This window comes from Blautia sp. MSK.18.38, from assembly GCF_024460535.1.
GTDB lineage: Bacteria > Bacillota > Clostridia > Lachnospirales > Lachnospiraceae > Blautia_A > Blautia_A fusiformis.
The window spans coordinates 1-21,162 of sequence record NZ_JANFYP010000033.1; the positions used below are offsets into that span (position 1 = coordinate 1).

The 21,162-nt window shown below is 45.8% G+C and carries 18 protein-coding genes and 2 tRNA genes; 3 read left to right on the plus strand and 17 right to left on the minus strand.

Annotated features, from left to right (window positions below; all coding sequences use genetic code 11):
• Positions 1 to 154 precede the first annotated feature (154 nt).
• From NE638_RS15795 to tsaE, 8 genes are all read right to left on the minus strand, one after another.
• A tRNA-Ser gene (locus NE638_RS15795) sits at positions 155 to 243 on the minus strand.
• Between the two features lie 138 nt (positions 244 to 381).
• Positions 382 to 467, minus strand: a tRNA-Ser gene (locus NE638_RS15800).
• Between the two features lie 178 nt (positions 468 to 645).
• Positions 646 to 1,350 carry a 2-C-methyl-D-erythritol 4-phosphate cytidylyltransferase gene (gene ispD / locus NE638_RS15805; protein ID WP_015525917.1) on the minus strand — a complete coding sequence of 235 codons (705 nt, stop codon included), beginning with the start codon at positions 1,348 to 1,350 and terminating at the stop codon, positions 646 to 648.
• Positions 1,351 to 1,371: 21 nt separating this feature from the next.
• A complete protein-coding gene (gene tsaD / locus NE638_RS15810) occupies positions 1,372 to 2,391 on the minus strand; it encodes a tRNA (adenosine(37)-N6)-threonylcarbamoyltransferase complex transferase subunit TsaD (protein ID WP_015525918.1) in 1,020 nt (339 codons plus the stop codon).
• Between the two features lie 4 nt (positions 2,392 to 2,395).
• The gene (locus tag NE638_RS15815; RefSeq protein ID WP_015525919.1) at positions 2,396 to 3,307 is read right to left on the minus strand and encodes a ribonuclease Z; all 912 of its coding nucleotides are present in this window, start codon (positions 3,305 to 3,307) and stop codon (positions 2,396 to 2,398) included.
• 77 nt (positions 3,308 to 3,384) lie between these two features.
• Positions 3,385 to 3,828: a ribosomal protein S18-alanine N-acetyltransferase gene (gene rimI, locus NE638_RS15820; RefSeq protein WP_059086828.1), complete on the minus strand. Its 444-nt coding sequence runs from the start codon at positions 3,826 to 3,828 to the stop codon at positions 3,385 to 3,387.
• Positions 3,825 to 4,550, minus strand: a complete 726-nt coding sequence (tsaB, locus tag NE638_RS15825; RefSeq protein ID WP_173746667.1) for a tRNA (adenosine(37)-N6)-threonylcarbamoyltransferase complex dimerization subunit type 1 TsaB — start codon at positions 4,548 to 4,550, stop codon at positions 3,825 to 3,827. Before tsaB ends, rimI begins: the two co-directional genes overlap by 4 nt.
• Positions 4,547 to 4,987 carry a tRNA (adenosine(37)-N6)-threonylcarbamoyltransferase complex ATPase subunit type 1 TsaE gene (gene tsaE / locus NE638_RS15830; RefSeq protein ID WP_015525922.1) on the minus strand — a complete coding sequence of 147 codons (441 nt, stop codon included), beginning with the start codon at positions 4,985 to 4,987 and terminating at the stop codon, positions 4,547 to 4,549. Before tsaE ends, tsaB begins: the two co-directional genes overlap by 4 nt.
• A gap of 93 nt (positions 4,988 to 5,080) precedes the next feature.
• On the opposite strand from tsaE, the gene NE638_RS15835 reads away from it, so the two are divergent.
• Positions 5,081 to 5,599: a peptidylprolyl isomerase gene (locus NE638_RS15835; RefSeq protein WP_021651510.1), complete on the plus strand. Its 519-nt coding sequence runs from the start codon at positions 5,081 to 5,083 to the stop codon at positions 5,597 to 5,599.
• Between the two features lie 104 nt (positions 5,600 to 5,703).
• Here NE638_RS15835 and NE638_RS15840 read toward each other — a convergent pair whose 3' ends face one another.
• Entirely contained in the window at positions 5,704 to 6,360 is a 657-nt protein-coding gene (locus tag NE638_RS15840) for a YigZ family protein (protein WP_022426677.1), read from the minus strand.
• 178 nt (positions 6,361 to 6,538) lie between these two features.
• Here NE638_RS15840 and NE638_RS15845 point away from each other — a divergent pair, with 178 nt between their 5' ends.
• Entirely contained in the window at positions 6,539 to 9,175 is a 2,637-nt protein-coding gene (locus NE638_RS15845) for a transglycosylase domain-containing protein (protein ID WP_059086826.1), read from the plus strand.
• Positions 9,176 to 9,352: 177 nt separating this feature from the next.
• On the opposite strand, the gene NE638_RS15850 is transcribed toward NE638_RS15845, so the two are convergent.
• The 4 genes from NE638_RS15850 to ftsH all read right to left on the minus strand — a co-directional run bounded on the left by NE638_RS15850 (position 9,353) and on the right by ftsH (position 15,418).
• Positions 9,353 to 10,288 carry an ROK family glucokinase gene (locus NE638_RS15850; RefSeq protein WP_021651514.1) on the minus strand — a complete coding sequence of 312 codons (936 nt, stop codon included), beginning with the start codon at positions 10,286 to 10,288 and terminating at the stop codon, positions 9,353 to 9,355.
• A 13-nt stretch (positions 10,289 to 10,301) separates the two neighbouring features.
• Positions 10,302 to 11,249 carry an HPr(Ser) kinase/phosphatase gene (gene hprK / locus NE638_RS15855; protein ID WP_021651515.1) on the minus strand — a complete coding sequence of 316 codons (948 nt, stop codon included), beginning with the start codon at positions 11,247 to 11,249 and terminating at the stop codon, positions 10,302 to 10,304.
• Between the two features lie 110 nt (positions 11,250 to 11,359).
• Positions 11,360 to 13,207, minus strand: coding sequence for an excinuclease ABC subunit UvrC (gene uvrC / locus NE638_RS15860; RefSeq protein ID WP_092070110.1), 1,848 nt, complete (start codon positions 13,205 to 13,207; stop codon positions 11,360 to 11,362).
• A gap of 72 nt (positions 13,208 to 13,279) precedes the next feature.
• Entirely contained in the window at positions 13,280 to 15,418 is a 2,139-nt protein-coding gene (gene ftsH / locus NE638_RS15865; RefSeq protein ID WP_021651517.1) for an ATP-dependent zinc metalloprotease FtsH, read from the minus strand.
• Between the two features lie 175 nt (positions 15,419 to 15,593).
• Between ftsH and NE638_RS15870 the strand changes: the two genes are divergently transcribed.
• Positions 15,594 to 17,078, plus strand: a complete 1,485-nt coding sequence (locus NE638_RS15870) for a DUF1846 domain-containing protein (protein WP_173746669.1) — start codon at positions 15,594 to 15,596, stop codon at positions 17,076 to 17,078.
• Between the two features lie 110 nt (positions 17,079 to 17,188).
• Here NE638_RS15870 and NE638_RS15875 read toward each other — a convergent pair whose 3' ends face one another.
• Genes NE638_RS15875 through NE638_RS15890 form a run of 4 tightly spaced genes read right to left on the minus strand, consistent with a single transcriptional unit; the run spans position 17,189 to position 21,106 of the window.
• Positions 17,189 to 18,037: an MBL fold metallo-hydrolase gene (locus tag NE638_RS15875; protein ID WP_173746671.1), complete on the minus strand. Its 849-nt coding sequence runs from the start codon at positions 18,035 to 18,037 to the stop codon at positions 17,189 to 17,191.
• 13 nt (positions 18,038 to 18,050) lie between these two features.
• A complete protein-coding gene (locus tag NE638_RS15880; protein ID WP_021651520.1) occupies positions 18,051 to 18,869 on the minus strand; it encodes a carbohydrate ABC transporter permease in 819 nt (272 codons plus the stop codon).
• Positions 18,869 to 19,756, minus strand: a complete 888-nt coding sequence (locus tag NE638_RS15885) for a carbohydrate ABC transporter permease (RefSeq protein WP_021651521.1) — start codon at positions 19,754 to 19,756, stop codon at positions 18,869 to 18,871. Before NE638_RS15885 ends, NE638_RS15880 begins: the two co-directional genes overlap by 1 nt.
• A gap of 60 nt (positions 19,757 to 19,816) precedes the next feature.
• Positions 19,817 to 21,106 (minus strand): ABC transporter substrate-binding protein, encoded by a 1,290-nt coding sequence (locus tag NE638_RS15890; RefSeq protein ID WP_015525935.1) that lies wholly within the window; start codon positions 21,104 to 21,106, stop codon positions 19,817 to 19,819.
• Positions 21,107 to 21,162: the final 56 nt, after the last annotated feature.

A 21,162-nucleotide genomic window follows, 5' to 3' on the forward strand; every position in this document is an offset into this window, starting at 1 on the left:
AAATTTTCGAGAATCGTATGTGTTTCACTGTTTAGTTATCAAGGTTTGTTGTGTCCGTCTCTCGGACAGCTTGTTCATTTTATCTCATTCTCAACTGCTTGTCAAGAACTTTTTTTAATTTTTTTGAAGTATTTAGTCTTCAAAAAAATCAAAACGGAGAAGGAGGGATTTGAACCCTCGCGCCGCGTTAACGACCTACTCCCTTTCCAGGGGAGCCCCTTCGGCCAGCTTGGGTACTTCTCCAAATTGCCCTACTTACTAAGTAGTTCCGATATTTATCTCTGCCGTTCTTAGCGACAGGTGATATTATATCTCGTATCTTTTATGTTGTCAAGTACTTTTTTAACTTTTTTAAAAAGTTTTTATTCTGTATTTGACAAACGGAGAGAGTGGGATTCGAACCCACGCGCCCTTGCGGACAAACGGTTTTCAAGACCGCCTCGTTATGACCACTTCGATATCTCTCCATATAATGTTTTTCAACATTTTTTGTGCTGTTTTGTCAGCGCATGTTGTATTCTATCATCAAATATCTCCCCTGTCAATAACAAATTTGATATTTTTTTCAAAAAATTGGACATATAGCTTCAATTTCTGCTATATGTCCATATTTACCGGGATTTTCACCCTGTTCTACTCTCTATTCTACTCTCTGTTTTCCTTCAAAAATGCCTCCGCAACCACCAGATCTTCCGGTGTTGTGATCTTGATATTGCGATAAGAACCTTCTGAAAAGCGGATCTTCACCCCGGTCTCATGTTCTGCAACCATGGCATCATCTGTAATTCCGGTCATTTCCTTCTGCCGAATGCTGGTATATGCGCCATAGATCAGCGGGTACTGAAAGATCTGCGGAGTCTGGACGATCCATACACTGCTGCGATCCGGAGTTTCACTGACATTCCCATCCTCATCTGCGATCTTAACTGTATCCTTGGAAGGCATGCCTGTAACACTGGCCCCTGTCTGTGCTGCTGCCATAAGTCCTCTTTCAATGATCCCATGATCAATAAATGGTCTGGCACCGTCATGGATCAGCACATACTCTGTGTCTTTACACGCACGAAGTCCTTCATAAACAGAATCGTACCGTTCTTTTCCGCCGGATACTACAGCAGAAACCTTTGTAAAACCATATTTTTCCACGATTTCTTCTTTGCACCAGAAAACATATTCCTCCCCTGTTACCAGGATCACATCCCTGATCAGCGGACTTTCCTGAAAACAGCGCAGAGAATAACAGAGCACCGGCATCCCGTCAAGCTCCATAAACTGCTTTTGTATTTTGCTGTGCATTCTCTTTCCCTGGCCTGCTGCTAGGACAATAGCTGTATTTCTGCACTCTCCCATGATCAATTACCCCGGATTCTTTTATCTTTCGCCAAGCTTCAGGTTCGGAACCGCATTCAGATCCCAGCTGTGGCGTGTTCCCCTGATATATTCATAGTAAGCTGCCACACCGATCATCGCTGCATTATCCGTACAGAAGATCGGTGACGGACGGTAAAATTTGTATCCACGTTCTGTACATGCTTTTTCCATAGCAGTGCGAAGTGCTCCGTTGGAAGCAACACCTCCTGCAATGGCAACCTTTTTCATGCCAAAATCAGCTGCTGCCTGCATGGTATGCTCTACCAGTACGTCAACAACTGCCTTCTGGAAGGATGCCGCGATATCTGCACGGTTTACTTCCTCACCTTTCATTTTTGCCCCGTTTAAATAATTAAGAACTGCGGACTTCACGCCGCTGAAGCTGAAATCATATGGATTTTCGCCGATTTTTGCACGTGGAAACTCGATAGCGTCCGGATTTCCTTCCTTTGCCAGCTTATCGATCTTCGGTCCTCCCGGATATCCCAGCCCAATGGCACGTGCAACCTTATCAAATGCCTCACCTGCCGCATCGTCTCTGGTTCGGCCCAGGATTTCAAACTGGCCGTAGTCCTTCACAATAACAAGATGGGTGTGTCCACCGGATACAATGGCACAGAGAAACGGAGGTTCCAGATCCGGATGCTCAATATAATTGGCAGAAACATGGCCTTCTATATGATGCACGCCTACCAGTGGCAGGTTTCTTGCATAGGCAATGGCCTTGGCTTCTGCCACACCTACAAGAAGTGCACCGACAAGCCCCGGTCCATAGGTTACACCGATAGCATCAATATCATCCAGAGTGACATTTGCCTCGTCCAGCGCTTCCTGGATGACCTGGTTGATCCTTTCTATATGATTTCTGGAGGCGATCTCCGGTACAACACCTCCGTACAGTTTATGGATCTCGATCTGTGAGGAAATCACGTTTGATAAGACAGTCCTTCCATTTTTTACAACGGAAGCTGCCGTTTCATCACAGGAGCTCTCAATACCAAGAATTAATGTATCTTTCATTTTTTCAGTCCTCTTCAAAATTCAGTTCCACACTCTTCCCGTCTTTTCCCGGCCATGCCTTCGGAAAGATCTCACGTACTGTATCCATGTAATCATCCGGACGTACCAGAGAAGGGCTGTAATGGGTCAGCCACATTTCCCCCACTTCCGCATCACGGGCAAGAGTGGCCGCTTCACGAAACGTCATGTGTTTGTAGCCTTTTGCCTTTTCGATCTTGTCATCTTCACCGTACATTCCCTCACAGATAAAAAGATCGGAACCTTTTGCATTACGTAAAATAGACTCTGTCGGTCTGGTATCTGTGGTATAGGTAAGCTTGATCCCTTTTCTTGGCGGACCAAGCACCATATCCGGTGTGTAGATCCTTCCTTCATCCTCCACAGTCTGTCCCTTCTGCAGCGGATTCCAGAATTTCAGCGGGATCTCATGCTCTCTGGCACTATCAGGAGAAAATTTTCCCTGGCGCAGGATCTCAAGGGTATAGCCATAGCAGGTAACATTATGGTTCACCCGAAATGCAGTGATCCGGTACCCATTCAGTTCCAGAACTTCCTCCGGTTTCGTGATCTCGATAAATTTAATTTCAAAGGGCAGCTCCGGTGCGATCACACGAAGTGCGCTTACCACACGTTCCAGTCCTCTTGGGCCTACCAGAGTCAGCGGTTCTGTGCGGTCTGCATTTCCCATAGTCAAAAGGAGTCCCGGAAGTCCGCTGATATGATCCCCATGATAATGGGTAAAACAGATCACATCAATAGGCTTGAAGCTCCAGCCCTTTTCTTTAATGGCCACCTGAGTGCCTTCCCCGCAATCGATCATCAGACTGCTGCCGTTATAACGGGTCATCAGTGCGGTAAGCCATCTGCGTGGCAGCGGCATCATTCCTCCGCAGCCAAGTAAACAAACATCTAACATATTTTTCCTCTTTTCCTGTTCTGTGGCAAAGTTTAGCATACTTATCCCGTACAGACAAGTACCTCTCCCGGGTAAGCCTATTCAGAAACTGTGGTGCGTGTCATAAGAACAGCATCCTCTGTGGGATCTGTATAGTATCCCTTTCGCAGGCCATCTCGCACAAATCCCTGACGTTCATAAAGCCGGATCGCAGTCTCATTTCCTGCCCGGACCTCCAGATGAATCATGGTGATCCCACGCTCTTCTGCCAGACGGATCATACTTTCCATAAGGAAATTTCCGATTCCCTCTCTCTGACGGTCTCTGCGGACAGCCACATTGGTCACATCCCCCTCATCCAGCACCGTAAGAAGACCACAATATCCCAGGATCCGGCCCTTTTCTTCCACAACAAGAAACATCCCGTTCTCTTTCATAAGAAATGTCAGAAATCCCTCTTTTGTCCAGGGGACTGAAAAAAGTTCCTCTTCGATCTCCATAACCTGATCCAGATCATCCACAAGCATTTCTCTTAAGATCATGCGTTTTCCCCTTCTGATCCTTTTTTCAGTTTCTGGGCACGCTCCCGCTCAGCCTGTGAAACACGGAGATAATCCGGTTTGTGCTCAGCCGCTGTCTCGGTTCTGCCTTCTTTATAATAAAGGACACCAAGTGCACCTACAGCACCTGCTCTCTGTCTGGAAAGATGGGCCGGTGCAAAAGAAAACGGTACAGTAAGCTTATCTGCGATGATATCTTTAAATACCGGGACTCCGTCTCCGAGGAATGTTACGGCTTCTCCCATCTCATTCAGCATGGAAAGAAACTCCTCAATTCCCACTGCCATCTGATCCTTTACCGTCATGAGCCTGTGATCCTCGTAACGATAGATTCCCGTATAAACCTGCTTTCTTCTGGCATCCATGATCGGACAGATCAGTCCGTTTACATCATAGAGATTATAGGCCAGTGCCTCCACAGTTGGAATCCCGACCAGTGGTTTGTCAAGGGCAAGTCCAAGTCCCTTGGCTGTGGCAGAGCCAATACGGAGTCCGGTAAAAGAGCCCGGTCCCTTGGCTACCGCAATAGCGTCAATCGTCTTCAGATCCAGCTCTGTCATCTTCACGATCTCATCCAGCATGGGAAGAAGAGTCTGGGAATGTGTTTTCTTATAATTAACTGTATATTCCGCTACCAGTGTATCGTCCTCCACAATGGCTACGGATGCCACGATTCCGGAACTGTCCAGTGCCAAAACTCTCATTCTGTCTTTTCTCCTCTCTCCTCAATGGTGATCTTTCTGTATTCAAAGCCCTTCTCAAGATCTTTTTCAATGGTAACTTCAATCCTTTTTTCCGGCAGGATCTCCTCAATGAGTTCCGCCCATTCGATCAGACAGATTCCCTGCCCGAAAAAATAATCATCGTATCCGATCTCTTCCATTTCTTCCAGATCCCCGATACGATATACATCAAAATGATAAAATGGCAGACGTCCGTCTTCATATTCCTGGATAATGGTAAACGTAGGGCTGTTTACAGGTTCTGTAATTCCAAGACCTGCTGCCACTCCCTGTGTGAACACGGTTTTTCCAACTCCCAGATCGCCTGTCAGTGTGTAGATCTGTCCCGGCTTCGCATTCATTCCGATCGTCCTTCCGACCTCGAATGTTTCCTCAGGATCATGCGTTTCTATGACCATATTTTCCACCTTTTTCTTGCACAATTATTCTTTGCATATTATAATAGAGCGAACAGCGAAATACAATACTTTTTGAAAAGGAGTGCGAAAACTATGGCAAATCCTATCGTTACCATCACAATGGATAATGGCGATGTAATGAAAGCGGAATTATATCCGGAAGTTGCCCCGAACACAGTAAATAACTTCATCAGCCTTGTAAAAAAAGGCTTTTATGACGGCCTGATCTTCCACCGTGTCATCAACGGCTTTATGATCCAGGGCGGATGCCCGGACGGAACCGGTATGGGTGGCCCGGGATACAGCATCAAGGGTGAGTTCTCCCAGAACCGTTTCAAAAACGACCTGAAGCATACACCAGGTGTTCTCTCCATGGCAAGAGCCATGAATCCGAACTCTGCCGGAAGCCAGTTCTTTATCATGCACAAGGCTGCTCCGCATCTTGACGGAAGCTATGCTGCATTCGGTCAGATCATTGAGGGCATGGATGTTGTAAATGCTATCGCAGAGACAGACACGGACTACAGTGACCGTCCTCTTGACGAGCAGAAGATCAGCTCCATGACTGTTGATACCTTTGGTGTGGATTATCCGGAACCGGAGAAATGCTAACAGGAATAATTTTCTGAAATAAAAAAGCCCCGCGAAGAGCAGACTGTAACACAGATCATCTGCCCTCTTCCCGGGGTATTTTTATACTGACATTCTCTTTTCTTTTACTTTTCGAAGGTCTTCACTTCTCCGTTTACTTTCGCAAAATACAGTTCTGCATCCTTCTCAAGTCCGGCTCTTCCGTTTGTTCCTTCTGTGATCGCCTTCTTCACCTCTTCGACCTGATCATCCGGCACAAGAAGCTTCAGGACAACCTTGTCGGTATATTCGGAATCCAGGATCGGCAAACTTCTTTCTCCTGCGATATACTGGATCTTTCCGATCCCTGTATAATCCGTCGTCACCTGAAGAGAGATTCCATGATGCTTCTCAATGACGGTACTTGCCGCCAGTCCTGCCTGGACTGCACCGGAATATGCCCGCACAAGCCCTCCTGTCCCAAGAAGGACACCTCCAAAATATCTGGTCACCACAATGGCCGCATTATAGATCCCGGCTCCCAGAAGCACATCCAGCATAGGCCTTCCGGCTGTTCCGGATGGTTCTCCGTCATCACTGCAGCGGGTGGCTTCCCGGTTCATCCCTACGGAATATACATAGCAGTTATGACGTGCATCCCAGTATTTTTTTTTCATTTCTTCGATAAAGGCAAGGGCCTCTTCTTCTGTTTCCACAGGACGGACGGTTGCGATGAAACGGGATTTTTTTTCCACAAGTTCGCCTTCGCCGCCTTCGTATATGGTTTTATAATGTTCCAGCATGGTTTACGCCTCCGTTATCTATATCCAACCCTCTGTTTCAGGCAGAGTTTTCTTTATTGTATAATAATTATCTTCATTGCACAATGTATAAGATATCATGAATTGTGAAATTTTTTTTAAGGCTTTATTTGGCATCTCATATTTGTTATAATGAAACGGATTATAAAGGAGGAATATTATGAACTACGGAAAAAGATCCACTTCCAAGAAGCGGAATGCTCTGATCTCCCGTACTTCCATGCTGGAAAAAAGAGCACATGTTTCGTTTATCCGGGTTTTATTTACAGCTCTGATCGCAGTCTGCGTCATGGTTGTCTGCCTTGGTATCGGCTCCTTCCGGGGCGTGATCGCCGGAGCACCTGACGTCAACGATGTGGATATTTCACCTCTCGGATATGCAACCTTCCTGTATGATGACCAGGGAACACAGATCCGACAGCTTTCAGCCCCTACATCCAACCGTCTCCCGGTCTCCCTGGACCAGATCCCGGTCAGTCTGCAGCATGCAGTGGTAGCCATTGAGGATGAGCGTTTTTATGAACATAACGGTATTGATGTCCGCGGTATCGCACGTGCCGGAATGAAGGCGATCACCACCGGTAACTTTTCCGAGGGTGCCAGTACCATCACACAGCAGCTTCTGAAGAATAATGTTTTCACTGACTGGACCAACGAATCCACACAGCTGGAACGTTTCACACGTAAGTTCCAGGAGCAGTACCTTGCTGTACAGATTGAAAAAAAATATGACAAAAATGTGATTCTTGAGAATTACCTGAATACCATTAACCTGGGTGCAGGTTCCTACGGTGTACAGGCCGCTTCCAAAAAATACTTTAACAAAGACGTATGGGATCTGAATCTTTCTGAATGTGCCACCCTTGCCGGCATCACGCAGAACCCTACCAAATTCAATCCGATCACCAATCCAAAGGCAAACTCCAAGAGACGGAAGGAAGTCTTGGATCACATGCTGGATCAGAATTACATCTCACAGGATGAATATAATGCAGCACTGAATGATGACGTTTATTCCCGTATCCAGGCCGCACAGCTTGAGAACACCGAAGAAGAAAGTACCGTTTACACGTATTTCGAAGATGAGGTTACCAATCAGGTCATCAGCGACCTGATGAACATTAAAGGATATACCAAGACACAGGCTACCAATCTTCTTTACAGCGGTGGTCTGAAGATCATGACAACCCTGGATTCCAACATGCAGCAGATCCTTGATGAGGAATATGCAAATCCTGATAACTATCCGGCCAATGTTCAGTATGAACTGGATTATGCACTGACTGTACAAAGCCCGGATGGAAAACAGACAAACTACAGCAAAGAAATGCTGCAGCTGTATTTCCGTGATCAGGATCCGGAATTTGATCTTCTCTTTGATTCTCCTGAAGAAGGTCAGCAGTATGTGGATCAATACAAGGCTAACATCCTGGCAGACGGAAGCACCGTAGTATCTGAGCGTGTAAACTTTGCGCCACAGCCACAGTCTTCCATGACTGTCATTGACCAGCATACCGGTTACGTAAAAGCCCTGATCGGAGGCCGTGGTGAAAAAACAGCCAGCCTGACTCTGAACCGTGCCACTGATACGACCAGACAGCCTGGTTCTACCTTTAAGATCGTTTCCACCTATGCACCGGCGCTGAACGAAAAAGGCGATACCCTTGCTACAACCTTTATGGATGAGCCTTACGAATACCCGGACGGATCTCCTGTCAACAACGCCTCAAGAAGCTACGGCGGCGAGACCACCATCCGCAAAGCGATCCAGAATTCTATCAACGTTGTAGCTGTTAAATGCCTGGAGCAGGTTACCCCGGCTCTCGGCCTTAAATATCTGGATGATTTCGGTTTCACCACACTAGCTCACGGAACTGAGGCAGATAAAGATGCCAACGGAAATATCTGGAGTGACGCCAACCTGGCTACTGCTCTTGGCGGTATCACCAAAGGTGTCAAGAACGTGGAACTTTGTGCTGCATATGCAGCCATTGCTAATGGCGGGAACTATATCAAACCGATCTATTATACACAGATCCTTGATCATGACGGAAATGTTCTGATCGAGAACTCCTCCGTTTCCAGATCTGTGATCAAAGACAGTACCGCTTATCTTCTTACAAGCGCCATGGAAGACGTTGTAAAAAAAGGTACCGGTACCGCCTGCCAGCTGGACAATATGACTGTAGCCGGAAAAACAGGTACTACAGAGGACTACAATGACCTGTGGTTCGTAGGCTACACACCGTACTACACCTGTGCAGTATGGTCCGGCTATGACAACAACGAAAAAATTCCGGAAGATGCCCGTAACTTCCACAAAAATCTCTGGAAAAAGGTTATGACCCGTATCCACGAGGGCCTGGAGGACAGAGATTTCGATATGCCTTCCAGTGTGGAAAAAGCCAGTGTCTGCGCAGAAACCGGTCTTCTTCCCAGATCCGGATGCCCGACTATCACAGAGTATTTTGATATCTCCAGTCTTCCCACCGAATACTGTGATCAGCATTTCTACGGCAGCAGCGATTACGATGAAGAGGACTATTATTATAACGAAGATACGGACGCCGATACCGATGCAGCAGCTGAAGCGATTCCAAGCGCAGCTCCGGACAGTACTGACAGCACCGACACTGACAATACTGACAATTCCGATGACGGTTCCGATAATACCGGTGATGATACTGACAATTCCGGAACAGACGACAACACCGGTGGTGATGACGGCAGCTATGATAACAGCAATGATACCGGTGGCGATGACACCGGCGAAGATCCGGTAGAATATTATGAATGATCTCCATTATAGGTATCTTTCATAAACAACATATAAAAAAAGTGGTTTCCTGAAATATGGAAACCACTTTTTTTACTTTTAATAACTTCTTACTGTCTCGCAGTTTATCAGTTCAGGCAAGTCCCACCCACCGCTTATTACTTTTCGCAATTGAAGCAGGGTACTTCCCTGGTTCGGTTAAAGTACCATCTTGGCTGCACCGTAGATTCCTGCATCATTGCCAAGTGTCGCGATCACGATAGGAGTATCCTTGCAGGATTCAAAAGCATACTCTCTGTAATATTTCCGGATACAGTCAATAAGCGGCTGTCCGGCCTTGGAAACTCCTCCGCCGATAACAATGGTCTCCGGATCTGTCACACAGCAAATAATGGCAAGAGCACCACCCAGCTGCTCTCCGACCTTTTCCATGGTTGCTACAGCTACCGGATCATTCTCCTTAAATGCGTCCAGAACTGCTTTTGCTGAAATCTCTTCGGCATCTCTGAGAACACTGTTCTCACCGGAAGCTGCAAGCTCTTTTTTTGCCATGCGGACAATTCCGGTCGCAGAAGCATACTGTTCCAGACAGCCCCTGTTTCCGCAGTTGCAGGATTCTGTTTCATGATGATCCACATTGGCATGTCCGATCTCACCGCCAGCTCCGTGATGTCCGGTCACGATCTTTCCATCAACAATGATACCACCGCCTACACCTGTTCCAAGTGTGACCATGATCACATCGGAGGAGCCTGCTGCAGCACCCTTCCATGCCTCTCCCAATGCCGCTACATTGGCGTCATTTCCAGCTTCCGCATGAAGACCTGTAAGTTCTTCCATCTCTCCCACAACGTTCTTATATCCCCAGAAGAGATTTACTGCACGTGATACTTCGCCTTTGGAGTTTACCGGTCCCGGAACACCGATCCCGACGCCTTCCACCTCCTCTTTGGAGATACCCTTTTCTTCCATCTTGGCATTTACTGCTGCTGCCACATCAGGAAGGATCTGATCTCCATTGTTTTCTTTACGGGTTGGAATCTCCCATTTCTCAACAAGAGTACCATCCGTACGGAAAAGTCCGCATTTTACAGTTGTTCCACCTACATCGATTCCAAAACAATATGTTCCCATTTCTTACCCTCTCTTATTCTTCGTCATCCGGATTTTCTCTTTTTTTCGCAAGATTTGCCTGTACACGCTTGTACAGAGCCTCTGCCGCATTGTATCCCATCTTCTTCTGTCTGTGATTGACAGCCGCTGCCTCAACGATGATCGCCAGGTTACGGCCCGGACGGATCGGAAGAGAATGGCATACTACCTTATTTCCAAGGTACTCTGTATACTCCTCATGCAGTCCAAGACGATCGTATTCCTTGTCTCTGTCCCACTCCTCAAGCTTGATCACGAGATCGATAGACTGGGTATCCTTAACGCTCTCAACACCGAACAGTGTTTTTACATCGATGATACCGATACCACGAAGTTCGATAAAGTGACGTGTGATATCCGGCGCAGATCCCACCAGTGTTACGTCACTGACCTTACGGATCTCAACAACATCATCACTGACAAGACGATGACCTCTCTTGATCAGCTCCAGGGCTGCCTCACTCTTACCGATACCGCTCTCACCTGTGATCAGGATTCCCTCGCCGTAAACATCAACCAGCACACCATGAATAGAAATACATGGTGCAAGCTGCACGCCCAGCCAACGGATGATCTCTGCCATAAAACTGGAAGTTGTTCTTTCTGTCACGAATGTCGGAACATTATATTTAACAGCCAGATCGATCATGTCCTGAGACGGACGAGTCATGGTACTGAAAATAACACATGGGATCTTGCTGGAAATGAAACGTTCATATTTAAAACGTCTCTCCTCCTCATTAAGCTGCATCAGATACGTATACTCTACATATCCGATGATCTGAACTCGTTCATTGGCAAAATGCTCCAGATATCCGGTAAGCTGAAGCGCAGGTCTGTTGATCTCTGCAGTCTTGATCACGATGCCTGACAGGTCGATCTCCGGAGTCAGATTATTAAGCTCCAGTTCCTGTACCATCTTTGTCAACTGTACACCCTTCATACTTTTGTCTCCTTTTCGCTGAAAGTTTGCATTCTCACTGCCGTTTTACCGGGGCGTGAGACACCTTATCTTCAATTATACACAATCACTGCTGAAACTGCAATGCAGCATCAGGATTTATGAAAAAATTCATAGACCTGACGGGCGCTTCTGGCATTCATGCTCTCTGTCTGTGCCAGTTCTTCCTCCGATGCATCCCGGATATTTTCCACAGATTTAAATTTACGCAGAAGGGCTTTCCTTCTGGTATCACCGATCCCCGGGATATCATCCAGGATAGAATGGACCTGTTCCCTGCTCCTGAGAGAACGATGGTATTCAATGGCAAACCGGTGGGCTTCATCCTGGATCCTGGTGATCAGGCGAAAGCCTTCGCCGGATGTGTCAATAGGAATCTCCACATTGTTGAAATACAGGCCTCTCGTCCGATGATGATCGTCCTTGACCATACCGCAGACCGGGATGCTTATCCCAAGCTCATTCAGCACCTTCAGAGCGATATTTACCTGCCCTCTTCCACCATCCATCAGGATCAGATCCGGAAGCCTTGCAAAGCTGTCAAATTCTCCGTTACTCTCATGAGTGAACCTTCGGGTCAGAACCTCTTCCATGCTGGCATAATCGTTGGGTCCCTGTACCCATTTGATCTTGAACTTACGGTAATCACTTCGTTTGGGACGGCCTTTTTCATAAACCACCATGGATCCCACAGACTCAAAGCCACTGATATTGGAAATATCGTAAGCTTCCATGCGCACCACGTTTTTCAGTCCCAGCCATTCTTCCACCTCATGAACAGCTCCAATAGTTCGTCCTTCCTCCCGCCTGATCCGTTCTCTGTCCTTGGCAAGTACCATACGGGCATTTTCCAGGGCAAGTTCTACCAGCTTTTCCTTGGTTCCCTTCTTCGGGACCCGGATGTGTACCTTCTGCTTTCTTCTTCCTGACAACCACTCCTCGATGATATCTGCATCTTCGATCTCACTCTGGAGCATGATCTCAGATGGAATAAATGGCGTTCCCGCATAAAACTGTTTCAGAAAGCTTGAAAGGACCTGCGCCTTTGTATCGCCTTTTGCCACACGGAGATAAAAATGATCTCTGCCGATCAGCCTGCCATCACGGATAAAAAACACCTGGACAACCGCATCCTGATCCCTGAGGTCTTCACTGTCATCCATGGCTACTGCAATGATGTCCCTGTCTTCCTGCCCGTATCCGGTGATTTTCTGCCGTTCACCGATCTTCCGGATACTGCTGATCAGGTCCCGGTATTCCATAGCATCTTCGTAGCGCATTTCCTCCGAAGCTTTCTGCATTTTTTCCATCAGTTCACTAATGGCGTCCTGAAAATCTCCATTCAGAAATTTGATCACCTTATTGATATTCTTCCGGTATTCTTCCTGGCTGATATACCCCTGGCAGGGTGCCTTGCACTGTTTCATATGATAGTACAGACAGGGCCGGTCCTTTCCGGTATCTCTCGGAAGACTGCGGTTGCAGGAGCGCACCTGATACAGCTTCCGCACCAGTTCGATCACGTCCTTTACTGCTCCGCCGCTTGTATAGGGACCAAAATATCTTGCCTTGTCCTTTTTCATTCTCCTGGCAAAAAGCACTCTCGGGTATGGCTCATGAACTGTCACCTTAATAAACGGATAGCTCTTGTCATCTTTGAGCATGGTATTATATTTCGGACGATGTTCCTTGATAAGATTACACTCCAGCACAAGGGCTTCCAGCTCCGAATCCGTAATAATGTACTCAAATCTGGTAATATGTGTAACCATCCGTTCAATCTTGGCACCTTTATTACGACTGCTCTGGAAATACTGGCGCACACGATTCTTAAGGCTTATGGCTTTTCCCACATAGATGATCTCGTCTTTCTCGCCATGCATGATATAAACTCCCGGTTTTGCCGGAAGCTTCTTTAATTCTTCCTCGATTATGAACATACTTTATTCTCCTGTTTTACTATTACAGTAATAAGAAAACCGGGATTTCTCCCGGTTTTCTTATGATCTGTTTTATGCCTGTGATCCCGGCTTTTCTTCTGTTTCTGCATGATCGCTATCTGTTGTCTGAGCAGATTCTTCTGTTTTCTCCGGTGCCTGCATATCCTCTGTCAGTTCCTGTCCGGATATCTCCGGTCTGAACTGAACCGATTCTGTACTTTTTGCAGCCTCGTTATTTTCCGCGATCATTTCAATATCCTGTTTATTGGACACTTCTTTTTCATCCTCGGAAAGTACCAGATCATCCAGATTCTCCGGGATATCCAGGCCCTGCTGAACTGCACGGAGGATCTTCATGAACTCTTTACCTGTAATGGTTTCCTTGCGGATCAGATATTCTGCGATCTTATCCATCTCTGTTCTGTGACTTCCAAGGATCCTCTTGGCTTCCTCATAGGAATGGTGGAGAAGCTTCATCACCTCATGATCGATCTCTGTTGCGGTATCATCACCACAGTTTAAAACTGCTCTTCCGCTGAGATACTGGTTCTCCTGTGTGGCAAGTCCCATCAGTCCGAACTTCTCTGACATACCATACTGTGTGATCATGGCTCTGGCCACCTTGGTAGCCTGCTCAATATCATTGGCAGCACCTGTAGTGACTGTGTCAAAAACGATCTCCTCTGCAGCACGTCCGCCAAGATAGCCTACCAGCATAGCTTCCAGCTCTTTCTTGGTGTTGAGATATTTTTCTTCCTCAGGTACCTGCATAACGTAACCCAGTGCTCCCATGGTACGGGGTACGATGGTGATCTTCTGTACAGGCTCCGCATCCTTCTGGAGTGCATTTACCAGTGCGTGTCCGACTTCATGGTAGGATACGATCCGGCGTTCCTGTTTGCTTAAGATACGATCCTTCTTCTCTTTTCCCACCAGAACTACCTCTACGGATTCTTCCAGGTCCTTCTGTGATACAGCTTTACGTCCCTTCTTGACTGCAAGGATCGCAGCCTCATTGATCATATTGGCAAGATCAGAGCCTACCGCACCGGAAGTTGCAAGTGCAATAGCTTCAAAATCAACGGTGTCATCCAGAAGCACGTTCTTGGCATGTACCTTCAGGATATCCACCCTTCCTTTAAGATCCGGTCTGTCAACGATCACACGTCTGTCAAAACGTCCCGGACGGAGAAGAGCCGGATCAAGAACCTCCGGTCTGTTGGTCGCAGCAAGGATCAGAAGTCCCTTGGATGTATCAAAGCCATCCATCTCCGCAAGCAGCTGGTTCAATGTCTGCTCACGCTCATCATTTCCGCCGCCATAGCGGGAATCACGGCTTTTACCAATGGCATCGATCTCATCGATAAATACGATACACGGAGCATTCTTCTTGGCTTCCTCGAAAAGGTCACGGACACGTGAGGCACCCACGCCCACAAACATCTCCACAAATTCCGAGCCGGAAAGAGAGAAGAACGGTACCTGCGCTTCACCTGCAACTGCCTTGGCAAGTAATGTCTTACCGGTTCCCGGAGGGCCTACAAGAAGTGCGCCCTTAGGCAGCTTGGCTCCGATGGCTGTGTATTTTCCGGGGTTGTGAAGAAAATCCACAACTTCCTGGAGAGATTCCTTGGCTTCATCCTGACCTGCCACATCCTTAAAGGAAACGCCTGTTTCCTGCTGCACATATGCCTTGGCTTTGCTCTTGCCTACGCCCATGCCCATGATCCCGCCGCCTTTGTTCATGCGGCGCATGGAGAACATCAGAAGTCCGAACAGAAGCAGTGTCGGCAGAACCACGCTCAGGATCATTGCAACAAATTCACCAAAAACATCCGGCGGATCGGTCTCAAACTTGATTCCCTTTCCTTCCAGTCTCTTGGTAAGTGCTGTACTGTCTTCGGTCTTCGTGGTGTAATAGCTCATATCCTCGTACTTGGAATTCTTTTTCTTGGGTACGATCGTCAATGTACTGGACTGGATCGTTACTTCCTTAACCTGGTCCTTATCCACCATATCGATAAATTTATCATAGGAGATCTCACTGCTGTTATCCTTCAGCATATTGGTAAACAACGCGAAGCACACCAGTGTGACCAGGAGGCATATCAGAAAAGCCAGAATCGACTGATGATTTTTACCTGATCCCTGCCTGGGATCTTTGTTGTCAGGTCGCTTCCCGTCCTGATCATTATTCAGTTGATTATTCATTTTTTTCCTCCTCTTGTCATTTCTTTATTATAAAGAGAAAAACCATATAAATCAACTGCGAGATTACAAAAATACCATCGAAAAAACACCGCATTGGATATTGCCAGTGAACGTAAAGTTGTAGTATACTGTTCCCAGTGAATTGGAAAATTAAAGAGGAGAGGAAATCAGACAAATGAAAATAGGTTTTGATAATGACAAATATCTGAAAATGCAGTCAGAACACATCCGTGAAAGAATCGGTCAGTTCGGCAACAAGCTTTATCTTGAATTCGGCGGCAAACTGTTTGACGACTACCATGCATCCCGTGTTCTTCCGGGTTTTGAACCGGACAGCAAGCTCCGTATGCTGATGCAGCTTTCTGATCAGGCGGAGATCGTTATTGTTATCAGTGCCAATGACATTGACAAGAATAAAGTACGTGGCGATCTTGGGATCACCTATGACGAAGATGTTCTCCGTCTTATGGATGAGTTTACAAGCCGTGGCCTGTACGTGGGAAGCGTATGCATCACACAGTACTCCGGCCAGGAAAGTGCCGATCTCTTCAAAAAACGTCTGGAGAAACTGGGAATCCGTGTCTACAAGCTTTACCTGATCCCCGGCTATCCAAGCAACACTTCCTTTATTGTAAGTGACGAGGGTTATGGAAAGAATGATTATATCGAGACTACCAGACCTCTGGTCGTGATCACAGCACCGGGACCAGGAAGCGGAAAGATGGCAACTTGCCTTTCCCAGCTTTACCACGAATACAAACGTGGGGTAAAAGCCGGCTATGCAAAATTCGAGACCTTCCCGATCTGGAATCTTCCTCTGAAACATCCGGTAAACCTTGCCTACGAAGCTGCCACTGCAGATCTGAACGATGTCAACATGATCGACCCGTTCCATCTGGAGGCTTACAGCAAAACTACCGTCAACTACAACCGTGACGTAGAAGTTTTCCCTGTTGTACAGGCCATGTTTGAGAAGATCATGGGCAGCTGCCCTTATAAATCTCCGACAGATATGGGTGTCAACATGGCAGGTAACTGCATCGTTGACGATGAAGTATGCCAGGAGGCTTCCCGCCAGGAGATCATCCGCCGTTATTATAAGAGCATGAACGCTCTGGTTTCCGGCTCCGGCACAGAGAATGAGGTACGTAAGATCGAGCTTCTTCTCCAGCAGGCTCATGCAGAGATCACTGACCGTAAGGTTGTTCCGGCTGCCCTCGAAAAAGAAAAAGCAACCAATGGCCCTGCCGCCGCTCTGGAACTTCCTGACGGAAAGATCGTATGCGGAAAAACCTCCGATCTTCTCGGCGCATCCGCTGCGCTTCTTCTCAATGCCCTGAAAGAGCTGGCAGGAATCGATCACGAGCTTCATGTGATCTCTCCGGATGCCATCCATCCGATCCAGCAGCTGAAGACCAAATATCTGGGAAGCAGGAATCCACGTCTCCATATTGATGAGATCCTGATCGCCCTTTCCATGAGTGCCGCAACCAGCGATGCCGCACGCCTTGCCCTGGAACAGATCCCGAATCTCCGTGGATGCCAGGCTCATACTTCCGTAATGCTTTCCGATGTGGATGTGATCAGCTTCCGTAAGCTTGGTGTTGAGCTTACCTGCGAAGCCAAGGCTGAGAAAAAGAAAGAATATCAGAAAGTCTGATCTTATAAACACCAAAATCCCCTGTGCCGGATCTACGTACAAACGCCGAACCGTACAGGGGATTTTTTTGAGGGAATCTATAATCAATCAACTTGCCGATATTTTCCTATTTAATTCATCCTATCTTTCTGATAGACAATACCACCTGTTGTAAATTTCACAACACTTCCGTTTTCGACCATATGAAAATAAGGTTCACCTTTCTGTTCTCCTGAAAATATTTTCTCAATTCCGTCACAATATATATTTATAATTTCCGGAGATAACGCATACTTTTTATAACAGTCTTTTTCTTTTTCGCAGACATGAGCAGGAAAAACGCTGCTTACTTTTTTTCTGATTTTCTTCAATTTTAAAAGGCTTTCATAGTATACACGCAAAGAAGCAGATGGGGCAAGCGGACTTTTTCCAGGATTCAAATGTCCCCACACTTCCCAGGTGAGCATGATATCTCCTGTAAAAAGCCATCCTTTCTTCTCCTCAAACAATGCAATACACCCCAGGGTATGACTGGGAACTTCCAGAACTTTAAGTTTTTTATCTCCCAGATCAAAGATATCCCCATCCCTGACTGTACAGATTTTTCTTGCCGGTCCGGGATTCCACATTCCAAACGAAAATCCCTCTTTTTCAGGAATTTCAAAGAACATGAGCTCAGACATTTCTCTCAGCTCCTGGTCTACGATCTGATGGGAAAAAGGTTCGTCATACCTTCCCACACATACTTCTTCAAATTGATAATTTCCTGAATTATGATCCACATGAGCATGAGTATTTACAACAATCAGAGATTTTTCTCCACAAAGTTTCAAAACTTCTTCTTTTAAATCGGTAAGTCCCAGTCCCGTATCCAGAAGAAGAGCTCTTTCTGTTCCATTTATCACATACATAACCGTCTTATCTATTTCATTGATCGCCCACAGATCTTTTTCCAACGGAATGATCCTGAATAACTGCATCTTCATTCCTCCTTTATTTTACAGCTCCCATTGTCAGTCCGCTTGTAATATATTTTTGTGCACAGATGTAAAGGATAATTGTGGGAATAATACACAAGGTAAGTCCTGCAATAAACAGATTCCACTGTGTGCTGGTAGCACTTCTGAACATGAAAAGATTTACCGTCAGCGGTCTCAGTTCACTGTCTCCAATGAGAATACTGGGAAGCAGAAAGTCATTCCAGGACCACATAAAAAACAATACACCAATGGTAACCGTTGCTGGTTTAACAAGTGGAAATACGATCTGCGTCATAATTCGAAAAACTCCACATCCATCTATTGCGGCTGCTTCTTCCAGCTCCCGAGGTACATTTTTCAAAAATCCCGTAAACGTCAGAATTCCAAACGCACAGAAGAATCCAATATCAAGAATGATAATTCCTCCAAGGGAATTGGTAAGATTGGTATTTGTAGCAAGTACAGAAATAGGAATCATAACTGCATGAAACGGCACGATCTGTCCGAAAACAAAATACAGATACAGATTCTGTGAGATTTTCCCACGAAGATGTGAGATTCCGAAAGCACCGGCAAACGATACGAACAGCCCTCCCAGCATAGCTCCCAATGTAATCACAACAGAATTTTTTAATGCAACTAAAAAATTCATGCTTTCCATGGCATTTTTAAAATTATCAAGATATAAAGACTTTGGTAATGCCAGAAAATCAGCCGCAATTTCCGGACTTGTTTTAATTGAATTCATAACGATCCACAATACCGGTAAAATAAAAATAAAGCCTAATATAAACATTGCTGCGGTACCTGCAATTTTCTTTTTCCATGTCATTATGACTGCACCTCTCTTTTTCTAGTAATATTAAGCTGAATCAAGGAAATTGCTGCTATGATCAAAAACAGGATCACCGATTTCGCACAGCCATACCCCATATTAAAAGTTCCAAATGCGTCATCATAAATATTCATGGCGATCGTCTGTGTTGTTTTTGAAGGTCCGCCGCCGGTTAAAGCGTAGTTAATATCAAATGCTTTAAATGCATTTGCAATAGATACAAACAGATTGATCGTAATCGTTGGCATCAGAAGCGGAAGCTGGATTTTTATAATACGATTCAGTCCCACACATCCGTCAATGCATGCCGCTTCCATCACATCAAGAGGAATCGACTGCAAACCTGTGATGTAAAGGATCATCAAAAATCCCAGGCCCTGCCACACGGTAACCACTGATACCGCCGCAAATGCTGCCGTTGAACTCCCGAACCAGCTAAACCCTGTTACTGCTTCCGAATGTAAAAGTTCTCCAATTATTGGCGTTACTTTCTGAAAAATAAATGTCCACGCCAGGGCGATCATAACTCCACTGATAATATTCGGAATAAAAAAGAACGCCCGGATCACTGGCTTACCGAAAATATGTGTATTCAACGCCAGAGCTATAAAAAAAGCCAGTACATTGGTCAGAACAATCGTAACCACTGCAAGTTTAAACGTCAAAAACATAGATTGTATAAAATCTCTATCATGAACCAAATCGACAAAGTTTTTTATTCCGATCCAGTTATGCGTTCCTTTGATCAGATTCCAACTGAAAAACGAATTCGGGATCGTTCCAAAAATTAACGGTCCTGCCAGCGCAAAAGTATAAATACACAGTGCCGGCAGCACAAGAAGGAAATAATATTTTTTCTGTTTTCTGTATAAAATGTCCGACATGTTTCCTACCCCCGTATATAGCAGGCGGACTTTTAAAAGTCCGCCTGTTTTCCTGTGTGTTTATTCTTCTGCAAGCTTTTTAAATCCTTCATCAAGAGCATCCAGTGTCTGATCTTCATCGGTTATTCCTGCAAAATATCCCTGAACATCATCGCCCAGAACATCGCTTGCTCCGCTTGGAAGCTGATTCCACAAAGTACTTCTGACCTTTCCTGCATCCATATACGCTTTCAGATCTTTATAATAATCCTTACTTGCAATTTCATCATCTGCTTCAATGTCCATGCAAGCCATAAAGCCGCCGTAGCTGTTGGTCACTGTTTTCAGCCAGTCCCCGCCATCTCCGATATAATCAAGCACTTCCAGGGCTTCATCCAAGTGTTCCCCGTTTGCGTTGGCCACGATCGCATCTGTTGCACATGCCACAACTTCTGCATCATCTGCGTTATCACTTACTGGAACTGCAAAAAATCCGATGGGAAGATCCTGTGTTACACTTCCTACAGAAATCGTTGCCGCATCTGAAAGAAAGATCATTGCTGCTTCCTGGTTTGCAAATGCATAAAATCCTGTGGCCGCATCCGAATCCATATAATTCTGTCCGGAATTTTCTTTCATAAGATCCATAAAATCAAAGACTCTGTCTACGCCATCCACCTTAAAGCTCCCTTCTCCCTTATTCATGGAATCCAGCCAGCTGTCGATCTTATCTTTTCCACCAAGTACTCCTCCGAATAAGGAGCAGAATTCCTGACTTACTGTCCAGTTATCTTTATAAATAGCGGTAAATGGTGTAATATTCGCAGCCTGAAGTTTTTCACAGACTGCTTTCATCTCATCAAAAGTTTCCGGCACTTTTTCAATTCCTGCTTTTTTAAAAAGATCTTTATTATAAAGTACACCCCACCATTCATACATCTGTGGAAATCCCCACACTTTGCCATCATAAGTAACTGCTTCTTTTGCATTGTCATAAAGTTTGTCCACAAACTCATGATCGCTTACGTCTGCCAGCAGCCCGTTCTGTGCAAAATCATATACCTGAGAATAAGAACTTACTTCAAAAAGATCCGGCAGATCTTTTGCCGCTGTCTTTGCTCCAAGATACTGGTTATAATCTCCGGACTGCATCTCCACAGATAATTTTATATTATCATGAGTCTGATTAAACCCTTCCGCTGCTTTATTGTAAATATCCGCAGCTCCGGAAGTCCACACTGCCATCTTGATCTCAACTACATCGTCTACATTTTTCAGATTACTTTTTGCGTAAACCGGCATCACTGTTCCAACAAGCCCCATTGCCATGAGCGCTGCCATTGCGCACGCTGTCACCTTTCTTCTCTTCATTTGTAAACCCTCCGTTCTTTTTTGATGAACTCATTATATTATAATTTTTAATATCA

What these genes read in the sequence shown, in the direction of transcription:
- ispD (WP_015525917.1), bottom strand. Translation starts at nt 1,350, where the DNA reads ATGGGAGAGTGCAGAAATACAGCTATTGTCCTAGCAGCAGGCCAGGGA.
- tsaD (WP_015525918.1), bottom strand. Translation starts at nt 2,391, where the DNA reads ATGAAAGATACATTAATTCTTGGTATTGAGAGCTCCTGTGATGAAACG.
- NE638_RS15815 (WP_015525919.1), bottom strand. Translation starts at nt 3,307, where the DNA reads ATGTTAGATGTTTGTTTACTTGGCTGCGGAGGAATGATGCCGCTGCCA.
- rimI (WP_059086828.1), bottom strand. Translation starts at nt 3,828, where the DNA reads ATGATCTTAAGAGAAATGCTTGTGGATGATCTGGATCAGGTTATGGAG.
- tsaB (WP_173746667.1), bottom strand. Translation starts at nt 4,550, where the DNA reads ATGAGAGTTTTGGCACTGGACAGTTCCGGAATCGTGGCATCCGTAGCC.
- tsaE (WP_015525922.1), bottom strand. Translation starts at nt 4,987, where the DNA reads ATGGTCATAGAAACGCATGATCCTGAGGAAACATTCGAGGTCGGAAGG.
- NE638_RS15835 (WP_021651510.1), top strand. Translation starts at nt 5,081, where the DNA reads ATGGCAAATCCTATCGTTACCATCACAATGGATAATGGCGATGTAATG.
- NE638_RS15840 (WP_022426677.1), bottom strand. Translation starts at nt 6,360, where the DNA reads ATGCTGGAACATTATAAAACCATATACGAAGGCGGCGAAGGCGAACTT.
- NE638_RS15845 (WP_059086826.1), top strand. Translation starts at nt 6,539, where the DNA reads ATGAACTACGGAAAAAGATCCACTTCCAAGAAGCGGAATGCTCTGATC.
- NE638_RS15850 (WP_021651514.1), bottom strand. Translation starts at nt 10,288, where the DNA reads ATGGGAACATATTGTTTTGGAATCGATGTAGGTGGAACAACTGTAAAA.
- hprK (WP_021651515.1), bottom strand. Translation starts at nt 11,249, where the DNA reads ATGAAGGGTGTACAGTTGACAAAGATGGTACAGGAACTGGAGCTTAAT.
- uvrC (WP_092070110.1), bottom strand. Translation starts at nt 13,207, where the DNA reads ATGTTCATAATCGAGGAAGAATTAAAGAAGCTTCCGGCAAAACCGGGA.
- ftsH (WP_021651517.1), bottom strand. Translation starts at nt 15,418, where the DNA reads ATGAATAATCAACTGAATAATGATCAGGACGGGAAGCGACCTGACAAC.
- NE638_RS15870 (WP_173746669.1), top strand. Translation starts at nt 15,594, where the DNA reads ATGAAAATAGGTTTTGATAATGACAAATATCTGAAAATGCAGTCAGAA.
- NE638_RS15875 (WP_173746671.1), bottom strand. Translation starts at nt 18,037, where the DNA reads ATGCAGTTATTCAGGATCATTCCGTTGGAAAAAGATCTGTGGGCGATC.
- NE638_RS15880 (WP_021651520.1), bottom strand. Translation starts at nt 18,869, where the DNA reads ATGACATGGAAAAAGAAAATTGCAGGTACCGCAGCAATGTTTATATTA.
- NE638_RS15885 (WP_021651521.1), bottom strand. Translation starts at nt 19,756, where the DNA reads ATGTCGGACATTTTATACAGAAAACAGAAAAAATATTATTTCCTTCTT.
- NE638_RS15890 (WP_015525935.1), bottom strand. Translation starts at nt 21,106, where the DNA reads ATGAAGAGAAGAAAGGTGACAGCGTGCGCAATGGCAGCGCTCATGGCA.